We start from the raw sequence: 18,399 nt of genomic DNA on the forward strand, positions 1-18,399 counted from the left end.
TAACCGAACGCTCTTCATCGGATGTGAATGCCCCAGCGTGAGGGTTGACTGAGCGCGGAGCCGAGGGGCGGGCTCGCCTCAGACAGTGGAATGTCAGGGCCTTCCGGTAGTGCTGGGTCGTGCTCGAGGTGCACGAGCACTTGCCGGGGGGACATTCCATGGTGCTTCGCTGGGCGGCGGTGCTGCTCTTCCTCGCGGTGTCCACCGGCTGCGCGACGAGTCGAGTCGTGCGACTGGAGACGGGACGTGAGTCCTTCGTCGTCACGCCCCGGGAGGAGCCGGGCGCGGAGGTGTCGGCGGCGGAGCTCGATGACGACGAGTTCGCCGAGGTCCTCGCGGAGCTGGGCCGGGACGTGCGGCCACTTCACAATCCCATGCAGTGGGCGCGCGAGCTCTTCGGCGTGCCTTCTCGCAGCGGGGTGTTCGGCTATGAGGGCCATCCGGGTCGGCTCATCCCACAGCGCGCGGACGTGGATGGACTTCATCTCCTGGAGTCCTACTCGGACGACGGGCTGACGAAGGCCTATGGCCAGTGGTGCGAGCGGAAGGACCAGCCTGGGGACTGCTTGCGCCTACTGGTGGAAGGGCCCCTGCTCGCCAGTGACGGTAAGTACACGTGGGCCTTCGCCATCGCGATGGACTCCGTGTGGGACGAGACGGCCGAGGCGCTGGAAGACATGGCGGACCCGGGCGCGGTCATGGCGACCGTCACCTCTGCCGCGACTGAGGTCCGCATTGGCGCGTTGCAGGACAGTCGTCGACTGCCGGAAGGACCTCACACAAGAGCTGCGCATTCTCGCCAACGAAGCCCAGACGCCCGGGACGGTGCTCAACAGGCTTTTGACTCGAGGCAAGTGAGCCCACTAGGAAGGCCCTCATGTCGCGCCCCTCCCGCTACTTCATGCTCAAGACGGACGTGCAGGCCGGGAACTGGTACCTGGGCGACCCGCTGAATGAGGCGGGTGAGGAGGTCGATGACATCTGGGAGTTCTCCGAGGGGCACCCTGTCCATCCAGGTGGGCGGCTGACGCTCCCCATCAGTGAGCCAGGAAGACGGTTGGACTACACAACCGCGGGCGCCGGCTGGACTCCCATTGTCCACGTCAAGGTGGCCACCCTCCTCGCCGAGATGGCTCCCGATGACGTGCAGCTCATCCCCGTCGATGTCGAGGACTGCCCCGAGCAGTACGTCATGCTCGTGGTCACGAAACTCATCCGGTGCATCGACGACCAGGCCACGGAAGAGGTTCTGTACTGGAAGCCGGAGGATGAGCGCCCCGACAAGCTCGGCAAGTACCGCAGCGTCTACGGCATGCGAATCGACCCCACGAAGGTGGGTGACACCCAGGTGTTCCGCACCTGGGGCTGGGACATCGCCCTCATCGTCTCGCAAGACATCAAGCAGGCCCTCGAGCGCGCCGGAATCACAGGCGCCCGCTTCGAGGAGGTCTAGAGCTCGCTCCCCTGCTCCTCCCGCAGCTCGGCCAGGAGCCGATTCAGCTCGTTGCGAATCGCCCGCGAATACTTGTGGCTCTCGTAGTGGAGCGTCAGCAGCGCGCCCCGCGGAGCCGAGTACCCCAGGAGCTGGATCGCCATCTCCCGCTCATCCCACGTGGCAACCTTCACATAGCCATGGGGCGAGAAGGGAACCTCCGGCTCCGCCCCCTCCGAGCCCACCCCGAGCTCCTCCGGCGCGCCCCCCTCCGCCACATCCCCCGGCCACGACTGGAGCGTCCGCGCCATCTCCTCGGAGTCCTCCGGCCGGACCACCGGCATCAACGCCTCCCCTCCAGCCTCCTCCGCCACCACCGTCGGCGCCGGTGCCCCACCCGACGACGTCCCCGCGACCTCGGGCGGAAGCGCCCTTGCCAGCAACGACGCCAGGTCGATGGAGTCCCGATACCTGCTCACCCCCCGCGAGATGCCATCCTTCGTCGGCCGGCCATACTTGCTGGCCAGCAGCTTCACCATCGACCGGTGGTCCTTCTGCAAATCCCCCGGCGTCGCGAAGCGCACGAACACCGAACCCAGCCGCCCGTCCGTGAAGAGGAAGAACACCCGGACCGGGCGCTCGTCGATCTCCGTCTCGGCCACCAGGTCCCCGCGCGACGTCGCCCGCACCGAGGGGAACAACCCCCGAATCTCCTCGCGCCCCATGCCCCAGCGCGTCACCTGGAAGCCTTCACCGCTCCGGTAGTCCCCCGACGCGTCCACCCCTCGCTCATGCACCCTGGCGCCATGGTGCTGCGAGCCGCACCCCACGAGAAACAACACCATCCACCCGTAACGGTTCATCACGACCCTCTCCACATTCCTCGAAGCCAGCAACGCCACGAGCCCTCGCGCGCGGAAAGTCCCGCGAGGAATTCATGTTCAACCATCAGCACTTGCGCCCAGCGTATGGCACCAACAAACCCCCGAACACCCGCAAGTGCGCAACCCGGAATTCCCCGAAACGATAATTCCAGACACACACCGTCGCTCCATCTCCGCCGTCCCGGGCCTGCCCCGCATGCGGAGATGGCCTTCCGTCGAGGTCCTCGCGCATGGGCACTCCCATCACCGGCAGCACCCCCAAGAAGGTCACCTACCGACCTCCCGAGGACACCTCCAAGACGCGGACCGTCGCGGAGAAGAAGCCCACCGTGGAGACGCCGGGCGACGAATTCGAGAAGTCGCGGGCCGAAGGGCGCTACCCGCCCGTGGCCCTGAACGCGGCCCCGCCGCTCCCGCCGGACACGGGGACCACCGTCCCCACGAACGGCACCACCTCCGCGAAGTACCAGGTGGGTCCCGCGCGCCGGCCGCCCATCCACCACGACAACGGCTTCCTCCAGAACCCCAAGGACCCCAAGGACCCCAACCCCATCGCCACCCGGGAGCCGTCCTTCTCGGACCGCCTGGCCAAGGGCAAGTGGGCCGTCAAGCTCGAGGCCGCGCGGCAGTTCCGCCCCGACCTCAAGGACGCCACCGACGCCTACTCCCACTTCCTCTCCGGCAACGGGAAGGACCGCACGTTCGACTACGAGCGCTTCGTCACCCAGGATGAGTCCGGCAAGAAGGTCCTGAAGAGCGCGACGCAGGACACGCAGAAGGCCGCCGAGGCGCAGTACGCGGCCATGATTGCCAAGGACCCGTCTCTGGCGGGCAAGCCCGTCACCTTCCAAATCACCGGCGGCCCCATCGGCGTGGGCGGCAACGACGGCAAGTTCCCCTACCCGCAGACGGAGAACTGGCGGAAGGCCATTGGCGGCCACTCCATCTGGAACAGCGCCACCGTCACCGTCACGCCGCCCACCACGCCGGGCGGCAAGCCCTCGTTCTCCATGGACATGACGGTCCACGCGGAGGACCGCTATAACTTCAACCCCAACCAGAAGGACATCGACACGGGCATCCCGGACTCGGAGAACGGGCGCTTCGAGCAGACGGGCCTGGCCCACCAGTACACCCAGACCGGCTCCGTGCAGCGCAAGGTGGGCTGGTCCCAGGGCGACATCGAGAATGCCACGTCCACTCCCATCAACAACGGCCGCGGCTGACCGGATGCGCCGCTGGCGCCTCCGGGTTGGAGTCCTCGTCCTCGGATGTGCTTACCTGGGCTGCAAGGAGTTGGACGCCGCCCCTTCGAGCCCTCCCATGAGCAAAGCCTCGGCCGCCGTTTCCCCCCCCGCCAGGACGGGCACCGACCTCGCTTCTCTCGAGCAGGCGGTGACCCTGCCTCGGCGTCCTGTGGCCGTCCAATGGCGCAAGGCCATCCGAGGCTCCGTGGGACTGGGCCCCACCGACTGGGAGCTGCTCGCCGTCCTCGAGTACTCGGAGGCGGACACCCAGGCCCTGCTGAGCACGCTGACGCCCACCGAGCTCGCCCCGCCCACGCTCGAGGACGGAGGCTGGCTGCCCGCGGCCACCCGCAAGTCCCTGGAGCAGGCGCGCGCCTACGACGCCTCCGCCTTCTACCGGCCCCCGCTCCAGAACGGCACCGTGCTCCATGTGCCCGGAACGAGGACCTTCGTGCTCTCCCTCTTCACGCTGTAGTCAGGGCGTGGGAGCGGCGACCGGGGCCGGGGGCGCCTCCGTGAAGAAGTCCCGGCTGAGCTGCTCGTACATGGACTCCACCGCGCTCACGGTGACGTTCGACACCTCGCGGCCGCTCGTCGCGGAGCGCTTGGAGGACACCGTCCCGGTGGAGCGCTTGAGGACCTGTCCCCGCGCGTCCACCAGCCGCGCCTTGTAGCGAATCTGGGCCTCGATGGCCGACACGGCGCCATGGCGTCCGACGGCCGTCGGCGCGTACGTCAGCTCCGCCTCGGCCAACTGGACCTTCAGGTCCGCCGAGGCCGCGCCCATCTGGAACGCCGAGGCGAACCCCGCCCGGAACCCGTCCTCGAGCGTGCCGCGCCACTCCTTCACGTGGACCGTCTCCGGCGCATTGATGACCACGCTGAACTGGTCCTGCACCTCCGGTTCCAGCAGCAGCCCCAGCGACGACGCCTGCTGCGCCAGGTCGATATTGGGACGGGAGGGCGTGCGACCGACCGTCACGCTGCACCCACCGAGGGACAGCAGCGCCACCAGGGCCACGACACCACGAACGACAGAGGACACGGGCATTCGACAACTCCAGACAAGAATGACCCTGTGTGCCTAACAGCTCCTGGGACTCCCTGGCAAACCATCCCAATATCGCAACTCAGTCACTACAGTATTGAATCATCAACAGCGGCGGATAGATTCCCCGCATGGGACTCTTCAATTCGATGTTCGGGGGCGGTACGGGGCTGGACATCTCGCTCGACAGCGACACCGTGGAGGCGGGCACGGAGCTGACCGGCGCCCTCACGATTCGAGGCGGGAAGAAGGCGGCGAGGGTCACGAAGGTGGTGGCCAAGGTCCTGGGCTCTCGCGTCGGAGGGGCGGGTGACTTCGAGCACCGCGTCCTCTTCGACGACGCCATCGCGTTGGACCTGGAGCTGCCCGCGGGGGAGTCCATCGAGGTGCCGCTGAGCCTCTCCCTCCCCGACGACGCCGACCCGACGCACGACTACCAGCTCACCGCGACGGCGGACATCCCGGGCGTGGCGGACCCGTCCGCGAAGGTGTCCTTCACCGTCTTCGGGGCAGAGGACGCGGAGCACGACAGCGCGACCACCTACACGGTGGACGAGGTGCTCGGTCAGTGGCCCGCGCTCTCCGGCCATGACGTGGAGGCGTTCCGCGAGGCCGCGGTGGAGCTGTACGAGGCCCGCGAGAACTTCGACGTGACCGCGGGCGCCGAGGTCCTCGCGGGCCGCTTCCACGACGACGACCTGAAGCTCCGGCAGACGGCCACCTGGTGGTACGCGCGGATTCTCGGCCCCACCACCGATGCGGCGGCCGTCGAGCCGCTGCTCGCGCTCACCTCGGTGGACGACGTCGACTTCCTCCAGGGACTCGTCTCGGCGGCGGGCGCGCTGGGGCCCGCGGGGGAGGCCCTGCTGGCCGCGCTCGTCCGCCATCCCCTCCCCGAGGTCCGCCGCTCGGTGGGCTTCGAGCTGACCACCGTGGGAGGCCCGCGTCAGCGCGAGCTGGCCGACGTGCTGCTCCGCGACACCGAGGTGGACGTCGCGACGTCGGGGCTCAAGGCCCTGGGCGGCAAGCTCCTGCGCGAGCCCCAGGTCCTCGCGCACCTCGTCTCCGTGGCCACGCACTCGGAGACGTCCGAGATGCGCGTCCACGCGCTCTACGCGCTCCAGGACGCCCCCGAGCACGACGTCCACGAGGCCGCGCTCCCCGCGTTCGAGGCCAACCTCAGGAGCGACGACAACTGGGCGCGCTCCACCGTCGCGGAGACGCTCCCCGATTGGCCGGAGAGTCCTCGGCTGATGGAGCTGCTCGAGCAGCTCGCCGCCGATGAGGACTCCCATGTCCGCTGCAAGCTCGCGAACGCCTTCCACGCGAGCTGCCCGGAGCACCTGCGTCCCTTGTGGGAGCGCATGGCGGCGGAGGACTCGGACGAGGAGGTTCGGAGGTACGCCCGTCAGGCGCTCGAGGACTGACGGCGCCCTCCCGGCGCCAGCCCTGGTAGTCTGGCCGGGTCTCCTTTTCGGTCGAGGCTCCATGAAGAAGCGCTGGTGGGTCGCGGGGGCAGTACTCGGGGTGGTGGCGGGGGTCGTCGTCAAGACGATCAACGACGCGGGGCAGTTCAAGGAGCTCAAGCCCCACGCGTCTGGCGCCTGCAAGCCGGTCCCGGGGATGCCGGGCGCGGAGGACGTCACCTTCCATCCGACCCTGGGCTTCGCCTACGTCTCGTCCGACGACCGCCGGGCCACCGCGGCGGGGCGCCCCATCCCTGGCGGCATCTTCCGCTACGAGCCGGGGAGCAACACGCCGCCGGTGCTGCTCACGCGGGGCTTCTCCCAGGACTTCCATCCGCACGGCATCAGCCTCTTCGTCGCGCCGGACGGCACGCAGACGCTGTTCGTGGTGAACCACCCCGACGGCGCGACGAACCAGGTGGAGCGCTTCGAGGTGGGCGCGGACGGGATGCTCGTCCACAAGGCGACGCTGAAGGACCCGCTGCTCGTCTCGCCCAACGACATCCTCGCGGTGGACGCCGAGCGCTTCTACTTCACGAACGACCACGGCCAGCCGCCCGGGGTGATGCGCACGTTGGAGGACTACCTCCAGCTGGGCCTGGGCAGCGTCGTCTACTTCGACGGCCAGCGCTTCCAGAAGGTCGTCGAGGGGACGAAGTACGCCAATGGCATCAACGTCTCCCGGGATGGGAAGACGGTGTATCTGACGGAGACGGTGGGCAAGCTGCTGCACAGCTACGCGAGAGATCCGGCGACGGGAGCGCTGACACAACGCCACGTGCTGAAGCTGGACACCGCGCCGGACAACATCGAGCTGGATGCCCAGGGCGACCTCTGGATTGCCGCGCATCCCAAGCTGTTCGACTTCGTGTCCCACGCGACGGACCCGAAGGGCCTCGCCCGAGCCCCCGCGCAGGTGCTGCGCTTCTCCGGCACGGGCGCGGACATGAAGGTCACGGAGGTCTATCTCGACGACGGGAAGCAGACCGCCGCCACGGCCACCGCGGCCGTCTTCGGCAAGCGGATGCTGCTGGGGCCCGTGTTCGACGCGGACCTCCTCGACTGCGAGCTGCCTTAGCGCACGGCGCCGGGCGGAGACTGGGAGCCAGGTCGCTCCCGCTCCGGACGGCTGAGGCCCGCCGCGTACAGCTCCGGGCCCAGCACCTGGGATTCCCGCGCGCGGAGGCGCAGCCAGTCCAGGCGCCTCTCCTCCGAGTGCCGCAGCGGAACGCCACCCTCTCGCAAGGCGCGGAGGACGCGCAGGCTCTCTCGCTCCGGGCAGAGCACCTGGGAGACCACGGCCTCCTCGTAGAGCACCGCCCCTCCGTCCGGGGATGCATCCCAGCGAGCGCCATGCCGCAACAACAGGGCGACCGCCCTCGGCAGACATCGGCTCGCCGCCTCCATCAACGGTGTCCTGGACTGGCCCGCCTTGTTGATGTCCGCCTTCGCCTTCAGCAGCCGCTCCACCAGCGCCAGCTCCACGGGCTGGCCTCCTCGCAGCGCCGCGAGCAGGGGCGTCACCTCCGCTTCCCCTGGGCGATTCACGTCCGCGCCCGCCTCGAGCAGGGCGTCCACGAGCTGGAGGTTCCGGCTCGAGGCCGCCTCGATGAGCGGTGTGTTGCCAGCGTACTGCGTGGCATCGGGGTGGGCGCCCGCATCGAGCAGGCGCAGCACCACCGAGGTCATTCCCTGCTTCACCAGCATCGCGAGCATGGGCGGCTCCCCTGCCTTCGCGAGGGCGAGCACGGCCTTCTCGTCGCGCTCCCGCGCGGCCTTCCGCGAGGGCGTGAGCGCGGTGATGGCGATGCGCGAGCCAGGCGGCATCGACACATCCACTCCCTCCGCCACGAGCAACTCCACGCGGACGACCTCGGGGGGATTGAACCCCGCCGCGTCCACGGCCCGAATCATCGCGAGGCTTTCCTGCCGGCGGGCCTCATCCAGCGCCTCCTGGAGGACCTTGTGCTGAAGCGTGCCCTTCGCGCGGCGCCCCAACAGCAAGGCGCGCTTCACATCCTGCTTCCGCACGGCCACCAGGAAGTCCGCCTCGGCCAGACAGTCCGCGTCACCGCTCGCACCGGCTTGCGTCAGCAGCAACTCCGCGCCCGCCTTTCGCTCGGCCCGGGCAAAGCACCGCGCGCTCCAGCCGTGGGGGGGCCACGACGCGGAATGCCGAGGCATCCTCAAGTCCGGGTTCGCCTTCGCCTCCAGCAAGGTGCGGACGATGTCTTCATACCCCTGCTCAGCCGCCACCATCAGCCGCGTCATGCCGCGACAGTCATGCTCGCAATCCATGGGCTGGTTGACGGCCGTCGTCCTGGCGAGCTCCCGCTTCAGCTTCGCGGTGGCCCTCCTGATATCCGCATCGGTGAGGAACTCGCCTCCCCCACCTCCACCCTTGATGATTTGAATGGGTTCCCGGCCCCTCCTGCACGCGGCGGCGGTGGGGCTACTCCAGATGAGGCCAGCCAGTACCCCCAACGACAGCACTCGAACGAGAACGGGCTTCATCCGCCACCCTTGTACGTGAGGGAGTACCAACGCACCTTGCCGAGCCGTGAGTCCTGGGTCCGCTGGTACAGCGCCTCGAGACACCCCTCTCGCGAGGTCTCGCTCAGACGATGGGCATAGGAGGACGCGCGCTCCAGACAAGCCATCAGGTCGACATCGAACGGCGTGAAGAGCTCGAGGTTCTCGACCCGCCGCAGCTCGGCGGCGCGGCGCAGCCCGAAGAGACCCGCGCTCCACGACACCATGCACCGATGGATGCCTTCGGGAGATGACCGGGCGTCCAAGCACTGTCCAGGCGTGGCGGTCAGGTCTGGAGCCACGCCTTTCTTCGACCAGGCCCCCTCGGGCCACCAACCTCGATAGCGCAGCTTGGGCCGAGCCTCGCTCGGGGCGCAGTCCTCGGGGCAGTTGCAGGCTTGCTCGAGCGGACCACACACCCCGTCGCCACAGCGGAGGCAGACCGGCTCCGACTCATCCTCCGTCTGGGGGCTGCACGTCTCGCTGGCCAACGGAACACCACACCGAGCCACCAGTCCGGGGCAACACGCCACACTGGCGCCCTGGACACCTTCGCCCGCACAGGGCTCCTGACTGGGGTGCTCGCTCTGACTTCTGCAGAACCGCACACCATCGCAGTAGATGCCGACCTCACAGCTCTTGGGGTACTTGCCGCAGCGCTCCACGGACAAGCCCTCGCACCACACCTTCACGTCCGTCCTCGGCCCTCCCCAAGACATCCGGTGAGGCATCGGAGGAACCACCTCGTCACAGAAGGCAGAGTCCGCCTGCCTTCCCAGGGAAGGAGGCTCGGCCTCGTCCGTGGGTCCCACCCGCGCTCCCGCGCTCACCTGGGTGCCTCCGTCGAAATCAACGGGGCCTCCCTGGGCTCCTCCGACGCCTCCAGCGGGTTCCACGGGGCCTGGCGGCAACGGCCTCGGAGCCTTCGACTCCCGCAGGGCGAAGGCTACCCCGCCCCCGACGAGCAGGCAGAGCGCCACGCCGAACACGTTCTTCGTGAGGCCCTGACCCCTGGAGGCGACCATCCCGTCATTCAACCCAATGACAGTGGCAATTGGAAATCCCGACGCGAAATGCTGCCCTAGCGAGCGGTGGCGGGCGGCGGCCTGGGTGGCTCCTTCTCCCGGCGCAGTCCCGCCGCGTACAGCTCCGGGCCCAGCATCAGGGACTTTCGTGCGCGCGCGCGCAGCCAATCCAACCCCGGCGCATCGGGCGGGTGGAACGGAACGCCCCCATCTCGCAGGGCGCGGAGGACCTGCACGGTGACCTTCTCGGGACAAGGCACCTGCGGGACCAGGGCCTCTTCGTAGAGTTCCGGGCCTCCACCCGGAAGCACGTCCCAGCGAGCCCCTCGCTGCAACAGCAAGGCAACCCCCTTGGGCAGACACCGGCTCGCCGCCTCCCTCAACGGCGCCCCTTCGCCGTCCGCCTTGTTGACGTCCGCCTTCGCCTTCACCAGTTGCTCCACCAGCCCGAACTCCGCGGTCGGGAAGCCTCGAAGCGCCGCGAGCAGTGGCGTCACCCCCTTCTCCCCCGGGAGATTCACATCCGCACCCGCGACGAGCAGGGCATCGACCAGCACCTGCTCCTGACGACGCACCGCCTTGATGAGCGGCGTGTCCTCCCCCTCCTCCCGAAGGTTGGGGTCAGCCCCCCTCTCGAGCAAATGCAGCACCACCGGGGTCATCCATCGCTCCATCAGCAACGTGAGCCTGGGCGGCGGATGCCCCGCTTCCAGGAGGGCGCGCACGGCCTTCTCGTCACCCTCCTCCAGGGCCCGCTCCACGAGGGTGGGCACGGTGATGGAGATGCGCGAGCCGGCCCTCATCGACACATCCGCTCCCGGCGCCACGCGCAGCGATACCTGGACAGGCGAATGGGGATTGAACCCCGCCGCGTCCACCGCCCGAATCATCGCGAGGCTTTGCTGCTTGATGGCCAGGCCCAGTGCCGCGCGGAGGACCTCCTGCTGAATCCGCCCCTGCGCGCGGCGCCCCAGCAGCAAGGCGCGCTTCGCGTCTTGACTCCTCACGGCCGCCAGGAAATCCGCCTCCACCAGGCACGCCTCGTCTCCGCTCGCGCCTGCCCGCACCAACAGCCTCTCCGGGCCGGACTTCCCCGCGGAGCGTGCGAAGCACCGCGCGGACCAACCCGTGGGTGGCCACGACGCGAGATGCCGAGGCACTCTCAAGTGAGGGTCCGCCTTCGCCTTCAACAACAGGCGGACGATGGGCGCATGGCCTCTCTCGCTCGCCACCATCAGCGGCGTCATGAGGTGGAAGTCTCCAGTGGGGTCGTCCGTCCTGTTGACGGCGGTGCCTTCACCGAGCAGCGACTGCATCCGCGCGACGTCTCCGTCTCGTGCCGCGTTGATGACGGGGACCTCTGGCTTGAAGGTCACCTCGCGCCGGAGCACGGGCATCGTCGCGGCGGCGGGGCCGCTCGACAAGGCGACACAGGCCAGCACCCACGACGACAACACTCGAAAGAGCCGGGACTTCATCGCGAGTCCTCCGACAGGGTGGAGAACCACCGCAGCTTGTCGAGCCTCGCGTCCTGGGTGCGCCGGTACAGCGCCTCGATACAGCCCTCCCTCGACGTCTCGCTCCGGCGCTCGGCGTATGAGCCCCAGCGCTCCAGGCAGCGCATCAGGTCGATGTCGAAGGGAGTGAAGGGCGCGAGGTTCTCGACCCGCGGAAGCGCGTCCGCGTCGCTCAACCCGAAGAGGGCCTCGCTCCACGACTCCAGGCAGGAGTGGACGCCCCCCGCGGTCGCATGGATGTCCAGGCACTGTCCAGGCGTGGCGGCCTTCTCCAACTCCGACGGGGGGCCCTTGGGCATCAGTCCTCGATGGTGGACCTTGGGGCGGGCCTCGCTCGTGGCGCAGTCCTCGGGGCAGTTGCAGGCCTGCTCGTACACACCACACACGCCGTCGCCACAGCGGAGGCAGACGGGCTCGGAGGTCTCCTCCCCCGAGTCGCAGGTCTCGTCCTTCAAACGGGCCCCACACCGAGAAACGAGCCCGGGACAACACGCCCTGCCACCGACGTGGAGCCCTTCTCCCGCGCAGGACTCCTGCCCCCGGCTGCGCTCCTGGGCCCTGCAGAACCGCACACCATCGCAATAGACGGCGGCCTCGCAGTCCTGGGGGTACTCGCCACAGCGCTCCACGGACAAGCCCTCGCACCACACGTCCGCGGCGTCCGGGCGCTCCGCTGGCTCTTCCTCCAGGGCGCTCGGTCCCGGACGGGCCTCGACGAGACGCGCCTCCTCACTCCGCGAGGGCACCTCGGGCGCGCCACGGGGAACACCCGACTCCACGGGCCCCATCGACGACACTTCCGGCGCACTCGGCTCCCGCAGGGCAAAGGCGACAGCGCCACCCGTCAGCAAGCAGAGCGCCACGACCTGCAGGTTCTTCGTGACACCCCGAGCCATCCCGTCATTCAACCCAATGACACTGGCAATTGGAATGCCCGATTCGGCCCAGGCCCCTCAGGGCGCGGCATCGGGAGGAGGCTGGGGCTGCTCCTTCTCCGGACTCAGTCCCGCCGCGTACAGCTCCGGGCCCAGCATCTGGGACTCCCGTGCGCGCACGCGCATCCAGTCCAGGCCCGGCGTCCCCGGAGAATGGAACGGCACGCCGCCCTCTCGAAGCACGCGGAGGACCTGCACGGCGACCTTGTCGGGACAGCTCACCTGAGGAACGACGGCCTCCTCATAGAGCCCCGGCCCTCCACCCGGTGGCCCGTCCCAGCGCGCCCCCTTCTGCAACAGCAAGGAGACGGCCCTCGGCAGACACCGGCTCACCGCCTCCATCAGCGGCGTCCGGTAGCGGCCCGCCTTGTTGACGTCCGCCTTGGCCTCCAGCAGTCGCTCCACCAGCGACAGTTCCACGGGCTTGTCCCCCTGCAGCGCCGCCATCAGCGGCGTCACCTCCACCTCGCCCGGAAGATTCACGTCCGCGCCCGCCGCGAGCAGTGCGTCCACGAGCACCCGGTTCCGGTCCAGCGCCGCCTCGATGAGCGGCGTGTTGCCATCCTGCTCCCCGACGTCGGGGTTGGCGCCGGCCTTGAGTTGCTGCAGCACCACCGAGTTCATCCTCCACCGCACCAGCATCATGAGGAGGGGCGGTGACTCCCCCGCTCTCACGAGGGCGAGCACGGTCGCCTCATCGCGCTCCTGCATGGCCTTCTGCGTGGGCGTGAGCGCGGAGATGGAGATGCGCGAGTCGGGCCGCATCGACACATCCACCCCCGAGGCCACCGGCAGGTTGACGTGGAAGCCTCCGCCGTGGCCCGGGTTGAAGCCCGCCGCGTCCACGGCCCGAATCAACGGGAGGCTCCGCTGCTCGATGGCCAGCATCAGGGCCTTCTGGAGGACCCGCTGCTGAATCCTGCCCGTCGAGCGGCGGGCCAACAGCAAGGCGCGCTTCGCGTCCTTCTTCCGCACCGCCGCGAGGAAGTCCGCGTCGTCCAGGCACTCCGCATCGCCGCTCGCGCCGGCCTCCACCAGCGCTTTCTCCGCGCCGGACTTCCCCGAGGAGCGCGCGAAGCACCGCGCGGACCAGCCCTGCGGCGGCCACATCCCGGAGTGCCGAGGCGCGCGCAGCAGAGGGTCCGCCTTCGCCTTCAGCAACAGGCGGATGACGGGGGCATGACCGTTCTCGGCGGCCACCATCAGCGGCGACATGCCGTGAGCGTCGCCCGCGCCGGTACCCGGTCCGTTGACCGCGGTCGTTTTCGCGAGCGCATCCTTCATCTTCTCGGCGTCGCCTCCGGCCGCCGCCGCGTAGAGGTAGGAGGAGTCCCCTCGCCTGATGATTTGAATGACCTCCCGCCGGGTCAGCGCGGAGGCGGAGCCACTCGCGACGAGGCAGGCCAGCACACACGACGACAGCACTCGAACGAGGATGGGCTTCATCGCGAGCGTCCATACGAGGAGGAGAACCACCGCAGCTTGTCGAGCCGTGAGTCCTGGGTGCGCTGGTACAACGCTTCGAGACATCCCTCGCGCGACGTCTCGCTCCTGCGGGCGGCGTAGGAGGAGCCGCGCTCCAGACAGCGCATCAGGTCCAGGTCGAACGGCGTGAAGGACTCGAGGTCCTCGACCCGCTGGAGCTCCGCCGAGCGGCGCAGCCCGAAGAGGCCCTCGCTCCACGACTCCAGGCAGCGAAGGACGCCCTCCGGGGAGGCCTGGGTGTCCAGACACTGCCCAGGCGCGGTGGTCCCTTCCGGAGCGGCGCCGTCGGGCGCGACGCCCTGGGGCCACGGTCCTTGAAAGCGCAGCTTCGGCCGCGCCTCGCTCGTGGCGCAGTCCTCGGGGCAGTTGCAGGCCTGCTCGAACGGGCCACAGACGCCGTCGCCGCAACGGATGCAGACCGGCTCCGACTCGTCGCCCTTCTGGGGGTTGCACGCCCCGCGTCCCCCCGCCGGAACCCCACATCGAGCGACGAGCCCAGAGCAACACGCCACGTTGGCACCCAGGATGCCCTCCGCCGCGCACGCCTCCGCGCTGGGGAACTCCGGCCGGCTCCTGCAGAACCGGACACCGTCGCAATAGGCGCCGACCTCGCAGTCCTCGCGGTGGCTGCCGCAGCGCTCCACGGACAAACCCTCACACCACACGGCCGCGTTCTTCGGGCGCGCCGTCCGCCCTGGCGGCATCCGGCGTGGGACTCGCGGGTCGACGAAGGGTCCGTCGAGGCGTGCCGTCCTCACCTCCCGGATGGGAACCTTCGGCTCCTCTTTGGGAACCTTCGGCCCCTGCGTGGGAACCGCGGGTCCTCCCGTGAGAACACCCGCGTCCACGGCCTCACGGGGAAGCGTCCTCGGAACACTCGGCTCACGCAGGACGGACGCCACGGCTCCACCCACGAGCAGGCAGAGCGCGACGACCAGCAGGTTCTTCGTGACGCCCCGCCGGGGCGGGGGAGCGGCCTGTGCCATCCCGTCATTCAACCCAATGACAGTGGCAATTGGAAAGCCGCCCCCCGGGGAAGGCTAGCGGGCCTTCAGGTTCTGGGCGACGAAGTCCCAGTTGACCAGGTGGTTCAGGAACGTCTCGATGAACTTCGGCCGCAGGTTGCGGTAGTCGATGTAGTAGGCGTGCTCCCACACATCGATGGTCAGCAGGGCCTTCTGGCCGTGCTTCATCGGCAGGTCCGCGTTGCTCGTCTTGGTGACGGCCAGCTTGCCGTCCTTGTCCGCGACCAGCCACGCCCAGCCGGAGCCGAACTGCGTCGCGGCGGCGGTGGAGAAGTCCTCCTTGAACTTGGCGAAGGAGCCGAAGTCCCGGTTGATGGCCGCCAGCAGGTCGCCCGTCGGCTCACCGCCGCCCTTGGGCTTCATGCAGTTCCAGAAGAAGGTGTGGTTCCAGACCTGCGCCGCGTTGTTGAACACGCCACCGTCGCTGCTCAGGATGATCTCCTCCAGCGACTTGCTCGCCTCGGGCTTGCCATCCAGCAGCTTGTTCAGGTTGTTGACGTAGGCGGCGTGGTGCTTGTCGTAGTGGTACGAGAAGGTCTCCTCGCTCATGTGAGGAGCCAGCGCGTCCTTCTTGTACGGGAGTTCGGGCAGGGCGAAGGGCATGGTCGTGACCTTTCCAGGGTAAAGGGAAGCCGAGGACTATCACCCTCCCGGCTCCCACACGGGCTTGACTCCAATCCATTGGCGGTCCGCCAACCTACTGACCAACTCCGGACATCCTCAGGTCAACATTCGAGCCACCCCGGGCGTCACGGCGAGGGAGGCCGCACCAGCAGCACGGGCCGCTCGGTCCGCCCGAGCACCGCCTGTGTCACCGAGCCCAGCACCACGCGCTTGAGCCCCGTGCGTCCGTGGGTCCCCAGCACCAGGGCATCCACCGCCAGCCGCTCCGCGGTCTGCACCAGCGCCGTCACCACGTCCTTGGTGCCGGTGACAATCTCCACCTTCACGTGACGCCCCGTGAGCTCCGCCTCGCGAGGCACCAGCGCCAACAGCCGCCGCTGGTCGCTCTCCACCACCTGCGCGCCCTCCGTGACGTGGACCAGGTGCACCACGCCCCCCGGCGGCACCAGCCCGAAGGCATGGGCCACGGCGCGGTCGCCCGTCTCGGAGAAGTCCGTGGCCACCATCACCTCGCGGAAGGTGGGCAGCGGCGCGTCCACGCCCACCGTCGCCGCGTGCGAGGCCACACACGCCACGGACATGCGCGCCAGCCGCAGCGAGTGGTGCGACACGCTCCACATGCGCCCCAGCGCCTTGCGGTGGTGTGTCCCCACCACGAGCAGGTCCGCGCGCTCCCGGTCCGCCACCTGCACCAGGTGGTCCGCGATGCGGCCCAGCGAGGACTCCAGCACCGTGCGGGGCACCGCGCCTCCCACGGCCAGGGGCGCCATCAGCGCGTCCGTCTCCTTGTCCAACACCGAGAACAGCTCCGGCGTCACCTCCGCCAGCTCCATGGGGCGCGCCAGCCCCAGGCGCTTGTATTCCTCATCCGGCCAGATGACGCGCGCGCCCACCACCTCCACCAGGCCCCACTCGCGCAGCCCCTTCACCCAGTCGCGCGCGGCGGCGAACGGCGCGGAGCGGTCCACGCCCAACAGCACCCTCAAGGGCCGCTTGCCCTCCGCCCAGGCCTCCAGCGTCTCCGCGTCGCGCACCGCCAGCAGCGGCACCTCCAGCGACTGCGCCAGCCGGTCCACCGTCCCGCCCACGCTCAGGAAGGGCGCCTCCTTGCTGGGGGAGGCCGTCACCACCAGCGTCGCCGCGCGGCGCCGCGCCAGCTCCGCCACCTCCACCGCGGCCTCTCCCGTGCGCAGCTCCTGCTCCACCTGGATGCCGCGCTTGGACAGCCGCCGCGCCTCGTCCCCCAAGGCCGCCTCCGCCGCTTGGAGCAGGGCCGCGCCAAAGGCCCGGGCGGCGTCGGGATTCAGGACATGCACCAGACACAGCGGCACGTCGGCTTTGCGCGCGAGCGCCGCGGCGACATCACACGCGCGGCGCGCGGCGTCGGAGAAGTTGGTGGCACAGATGATGGTCATGGGGGTTCTCCTGTCTCCTCTGGCGCACGCGCTCACGCGGGCCGCACTTGTTCGACACGGACTTCATTCTCCAGCGGCTCACCCCGCTCGAAGGCCCGGACGCTGGCCAGCGTGGTGCGCGCGATGCTCACCAGTGCCTCGCGCGTGAGGAAGGCCTGGTGCGATGTCACCAGCACATTGGGAAAGGTCAACAGGCGCGCCAGCACATCGTCCTGGAGCACCTGGCCGGACAGGTCCTGGAAGAAGATGCCCTCCTCTTCCTCGTACACGTCCAGGCCCGCGGCGCCCACGTGGCCCGTCTTGAGCGCGTCGATGAGGGCCCGGCTGTCGATGAGCGCGCCTCGCCCGGTGTTGATGAGCATCACCCCGCGCTTCATCCGCGCCAGGGACTTCGCGTCCACCATGTGCCGGGTCCCCGGCGTCAGCGGGACGTGAAGCGAGATGACCTCCGCCGAGGAGAACAACGCCTCCAACGGCACATAGCGAGCACCCACCTCCCGCGCGAAGGCCGCGTCCGGCGCCATGTCGAAGCAAACGACGTCGCAGCCAAAGCCTCGGAAGATTCGCACGGCCGCGCGACCGATGCGTCCAGTCCCCACCACGCCCACCGTCTTCCCCGCGAGGTCGAAGCCCACCAGCCCGTCCAGCGAGAAGTTCCAGTCGCGCACCCGCGCGAAGGCGCGAGGGATGTGCCGGTTGAGGGACAACACCAGCGTCACCGCGTGCTCCGCCACCGCGTGCGGCGAGTACTCCGGCACCCGCGTCACGCGCACGTCCAGCCGCCGCGCGGCCTCCAGGTCGATGTGGTTGTAGCCCGCGGAGCGCGTGGCCACCAGGCGCACGCCCACCTCGCGCAGCACCTCGAGCGTGGGCGCGTCCAGCCGGTCGTTCACGAACGAGCACACCGCATGGAAGCCCTCCGCCAGCCGTGCGGTCTGCAACGTCAGCCGGGGCTCCAGGAAGCTCAGCGCATGGCCGAACTCCGCGTTGGCCTCCTCCAATGCGCCGCGGTCATACCGATGGGTGTCGAAGACAGCCAGCCGCATGCCTGCTCTCCCTCCCTTGGGCCGCTCTTGCGCCGCGTCTGGCCGACTGCCAGTGCAACGAGCACACCACGCCTGCGCCACTCGAAGCGCCACGGAGGACCGCGCAAAAGCTGCACACGGGCGCCCACCGACGCAAAACCCAGACACGAAATGCCCAGGGCTGGCGGGCAGGCATCACCGCCGTGGGAGGTGCCCGCCTGGGCCGCGCCAGGAGCCGACACGGCCTACCTTCTCGGCACAAGGCTCCGACCAGGAGGCGTCATGTTCCGTTGTGCGGCCTGCGGTGCGTTCAATCGTGTGCGAGAGCCCCGCCCCTCGGGAAACCCCGAGTGTGGCCGGTGCCACCGGGTGCTGGACCTGTCGGGCGCGCCACAAGAGGTGGACGGCGAGGCGCTGGACCGGGCGATGCTCTCCTCGCCGGTGCCCATCCTCCTGGACCTGTGGGCGCCCTGGTGTGCCCCGTGCCGCGCGGCGGCGCCCATCCTGGACGCGGTGGGCAGGGCACAGGCAGGACGCCTGCTGGTGCTCAAACTCAATACGGACCAGAACCCTCGCACCGCGAGCGCGCTGCGGGTGCAAGGCATTCCCACCTTCGTGGTGTTCTCCGGTGGGCGCGAGGTCGCACGCCGAAGCGGTGTGCTGCCCAAGGCCGACCTGGAGCGGTGGGTGTCGGGCGCCCTCGCCGCACCCGGCAGCACGGGCGCCACGGCCTGAGTCC

17 protein-coding genes and 1 pseudogene are annotated in these 18,399 nt (G+C 69.4%); 7 read left to right on the plus strand and 11 right to left on the minus strand.

Annotation, left to right across the window (positions count from 1 at the left end):
• Nucleotides 1-158: 158 nt before the first annotated feature.
• Together sitA5 and MYSTI_RS38525 are read left to right on the plus strand one after the other, a co-directional pair.
• Nucleotides 159-725 (plus strand): annotated as a pseudogene (sitA5, locus tag MYSTI_RS38520) (SitA5 family polymorphic toxin); the annotation flags it as partial.
• A gap of 152 nt (nt 726-877) precedes the next feature.
• A complete protein-coding gene (locus MYSTI_RS38525; protein WP_015353287.1) occupies nt 878-1,453 on the plus strand; it encodes an imm11 family protein in 576 nt (191 codons plus the stop codon).
• On the opposite strand, the gene MYSTI_RS38530 is transcribed toward MYSTI_RS38525, so the two are convergent.
• Entirely contained in the window at nt 1,450-2,298 is an 849-nt protein-coding gene (locus MYSTI_RS38530; protein ID WP_144370227.1) for a hypothetical protein, read from the minus strand. The genes MYSTI_RS38525 and MYSTI_RS38530 overlap by 4 nt on opposite strands.
• A gap of 248 nt (nt 2,299-2,546) precedes the next feature.
• Between MYSTI_RS38530 and MYSTI_RS38535 the strand changes: the two genes are divergently transcribed.
• Together MYSTI_RS38535 and MYSTI_RS38540 are read left to right on the plus strand one after the other, a co-directional pair.
• Entirely contained in the window at nt 2,547-3,542 is a 996-nt protein-coding gene (locus MYSTI_RS38535; RefSeq protein WP_015353289.1) for a hypothetical protein, read from the plus strand.
• 97 nt (nt 3,543-3,639) lie between these two features.
• Complete coding sequence (locus MYSTI_RS38540; protein WP_015353290.1) at nt 3,640-4,038, plus strand: hypothetical protein; 399 nt, start codon at nt 3,640-3,642, stop codon at nt 4,036-4,038.
• On the opposite strand, the gene MYSTI_RS38545 is transcribed toward MYSTI_RS38540, so the two are convergent.
• Nucleotides 4,039-4,614: a hypothetical protein gene (locus MYSTI_RS38545; protein ID WP_015353291.1), complete on the minus strand. Its 576-nt coding sequence runs from the start codon at nt 4,612-4,614 to the stop codon at nt 4,039-4,041. It abuts the gene before it with no gap.
• A gap of 128 nt (nt 4,615-4,742) precedes the next feature.
• On the opposite strand from MYSTI_RS38545, the gene MYSTI_RS43505 reads away from it, so the two are divergent.
• Nucleotides 4,743-6,038: a HEAT repeat domain-containing protein gene (locus tag MYSTI_RS43505; protein ID WP_015353292.1), complete on the plus strand. Its 1,296-nt coding sequence runs from the start codon at nt 4,743-4,745 to the stop codon at nt 6,036-6,038.
• 61 nt (nt 6,039-6,099) lie between these two features.
• Nucleotides 6,100-7,155, plus strand: a complete 1,056-nt coding sequence (locus tag MYSTI_RS38555; protein ID WP_015353293.1) for an SMP-30/gluconolactonase/LRE family protein — start codon at nt 6,100-6,102, stop codon at nt 7,153-7,155.
• Here MYSTI_RS38555 and MYSTI_RS38560 read toward each other — a convergent pair.
• From MYSTI_RS38560 to MYSTI_RS38600, 9 genes are all read right to left on the minus strand, one after another.
• Nucleotides 7,152-8,591, minus strand: a complete 1,440-nt coding sequence (locus tag MYSTI_RS38560; RefSeq protein ID WP_015353294.1) for an ankyrin repeat domain-containing protein — start codon at nt 8,589-8,591, stop codon at nt 7,152-7,154. The two genes, MYSTI_RS38555 and MYSTI_RS38560, sit on opposite strands and share 4 nt — an antisense overlap.
• Nucleotides 8,588-9,634 carry a hypothetical protein gene (locus MYSTI_RS38565; protein WP_015353295.1) on the minus strand — a complete coding sequence of 349 codons (1,047 nt, stop codon included), beginning with the start codon at nt 9,632-9,634 and terminating at the stop codon, nt 8,588-8,590. The genes MYSTI_RS38560 and MYSTI_RS38565 overlap by 4 nt, the downstream gene beginning before the upstream one ends.
• A gap of 56 nt (nt 9,635-9,690) precedes the next feature.
• Complete coding sequence (locus MYSTI_RS38570; RefSeq protein WP_015353296.1) at nt 9,691-11,112, minus strand: ankyrin repeat domain-containing protein; 1,422 nt, start codon at nt 11,110-11,112, stop codon at nt 9,691-9,693.
• The gene (locus tag MYSTI_RS38575; protein WP_015353297.1) at nt 11,109-12,047 is read right to left on the minus strand and encodes a hypothetical protein; all 939 of its coding nucleotides are present in this window, start codon (nt 12,045-12,047) and stop codon (nt 11,109-11,111) included. The genes MYSTI_RS38570 and MYSTI_RS38575 overlap by 4 nt, the downstream gene beginning before the upstream one ends.
• 57 nt (nt 12,048-12,104) lie before the next feature.
• Nucleotides 12,105-13,532 carry an ankyrin repeat domain-containing protein gene (locus tag MYSTI_RS38580; RefSeq protein WP_015353298.1) on the minus strand — a complete coding sequence of 476 codons (1,428 nt, stop codon included), beginning with the start codon at nt 13,530-13,532 and terminating at the stop codon, nt 12,105-12,107.
• Nucleotides 13,529-14,557: a hypothetical protein gene (locus tag MYSTI_RS38585; RefSeq protein ID WP_015353299.1), complete on the minus strand. Its 1,029-nt coding sequence runs from the start codon at nt 14,555-14,557 to the stop codon at nt 13,529-13,531. The genes MYSTI_RS38580 and MYSTI_RS38585 overlap by 4 nt, the downstream gene beginning before the upstream one ends.
• A 54-nt stretch (nt 14,558-14,611) precedes the next feature.
• Nucleotides 14,612-15,199, minus strand: coding sequence for a superoxide dismutase (locus MYSTI_RS38590; RefSeq protein ID WP_015353300.1), 588 nt, complete (start codon nt 15,197-15,199; stop codon nt 14,612-14,614).
• A gap of 146 nt (nt 15,200-15,345) precedes the next feature.
• Nucleotides 15,346-16,635: a universal stress protein gene (locus tag MYSTI_RS38595; protein WP_015353301.1), complete on the minus strand. Its 1,290-nt coding sequence runs from the start codon at nt 16,633-16,635 to the stop codon at nt 15,346-15,348.
• A gap of 32 nt (nt 16,636-16,667) precedes the next feature.
• Entirely contained in the window at nt 16,668-17,681 is a 1,014-nt protein-coding gene (locus tag MYSTI_RS38600; RefSeq protein WP_015353302.1) for a 2-hydroxyacid dehydrogenase, read from the minus strand.
• Between the two features lie 261 nt (nt 17,682-17,942).
• Here MYSTI_RS38600 and MYSTI_RS38605 point away from each other — a divergent pair, with 261 nt between their 5' ends.
• Entirely contained in the window at nt 17,943-18,395 is a 453-nt protein-coding gene (locus tag MYSTI_RS38605) for a thioredoxin family protein (RefSeq protein WP_015353303.1), read from the plus strand.
• Nucleotides 18,396-18,399 lie beyond the last annotated feature (4 nt).

The sequence above is a fragment of the Myxococcus stipitatus DSM 14675 genome (genome assembly GCF_000331735.1).
Taxonomy (GTDB): Bacteria; Myxococcota; Myxococcia; order Myxococcales; family Myxococcaceae; genus Myxococcus; species Myxococcus stipitatus.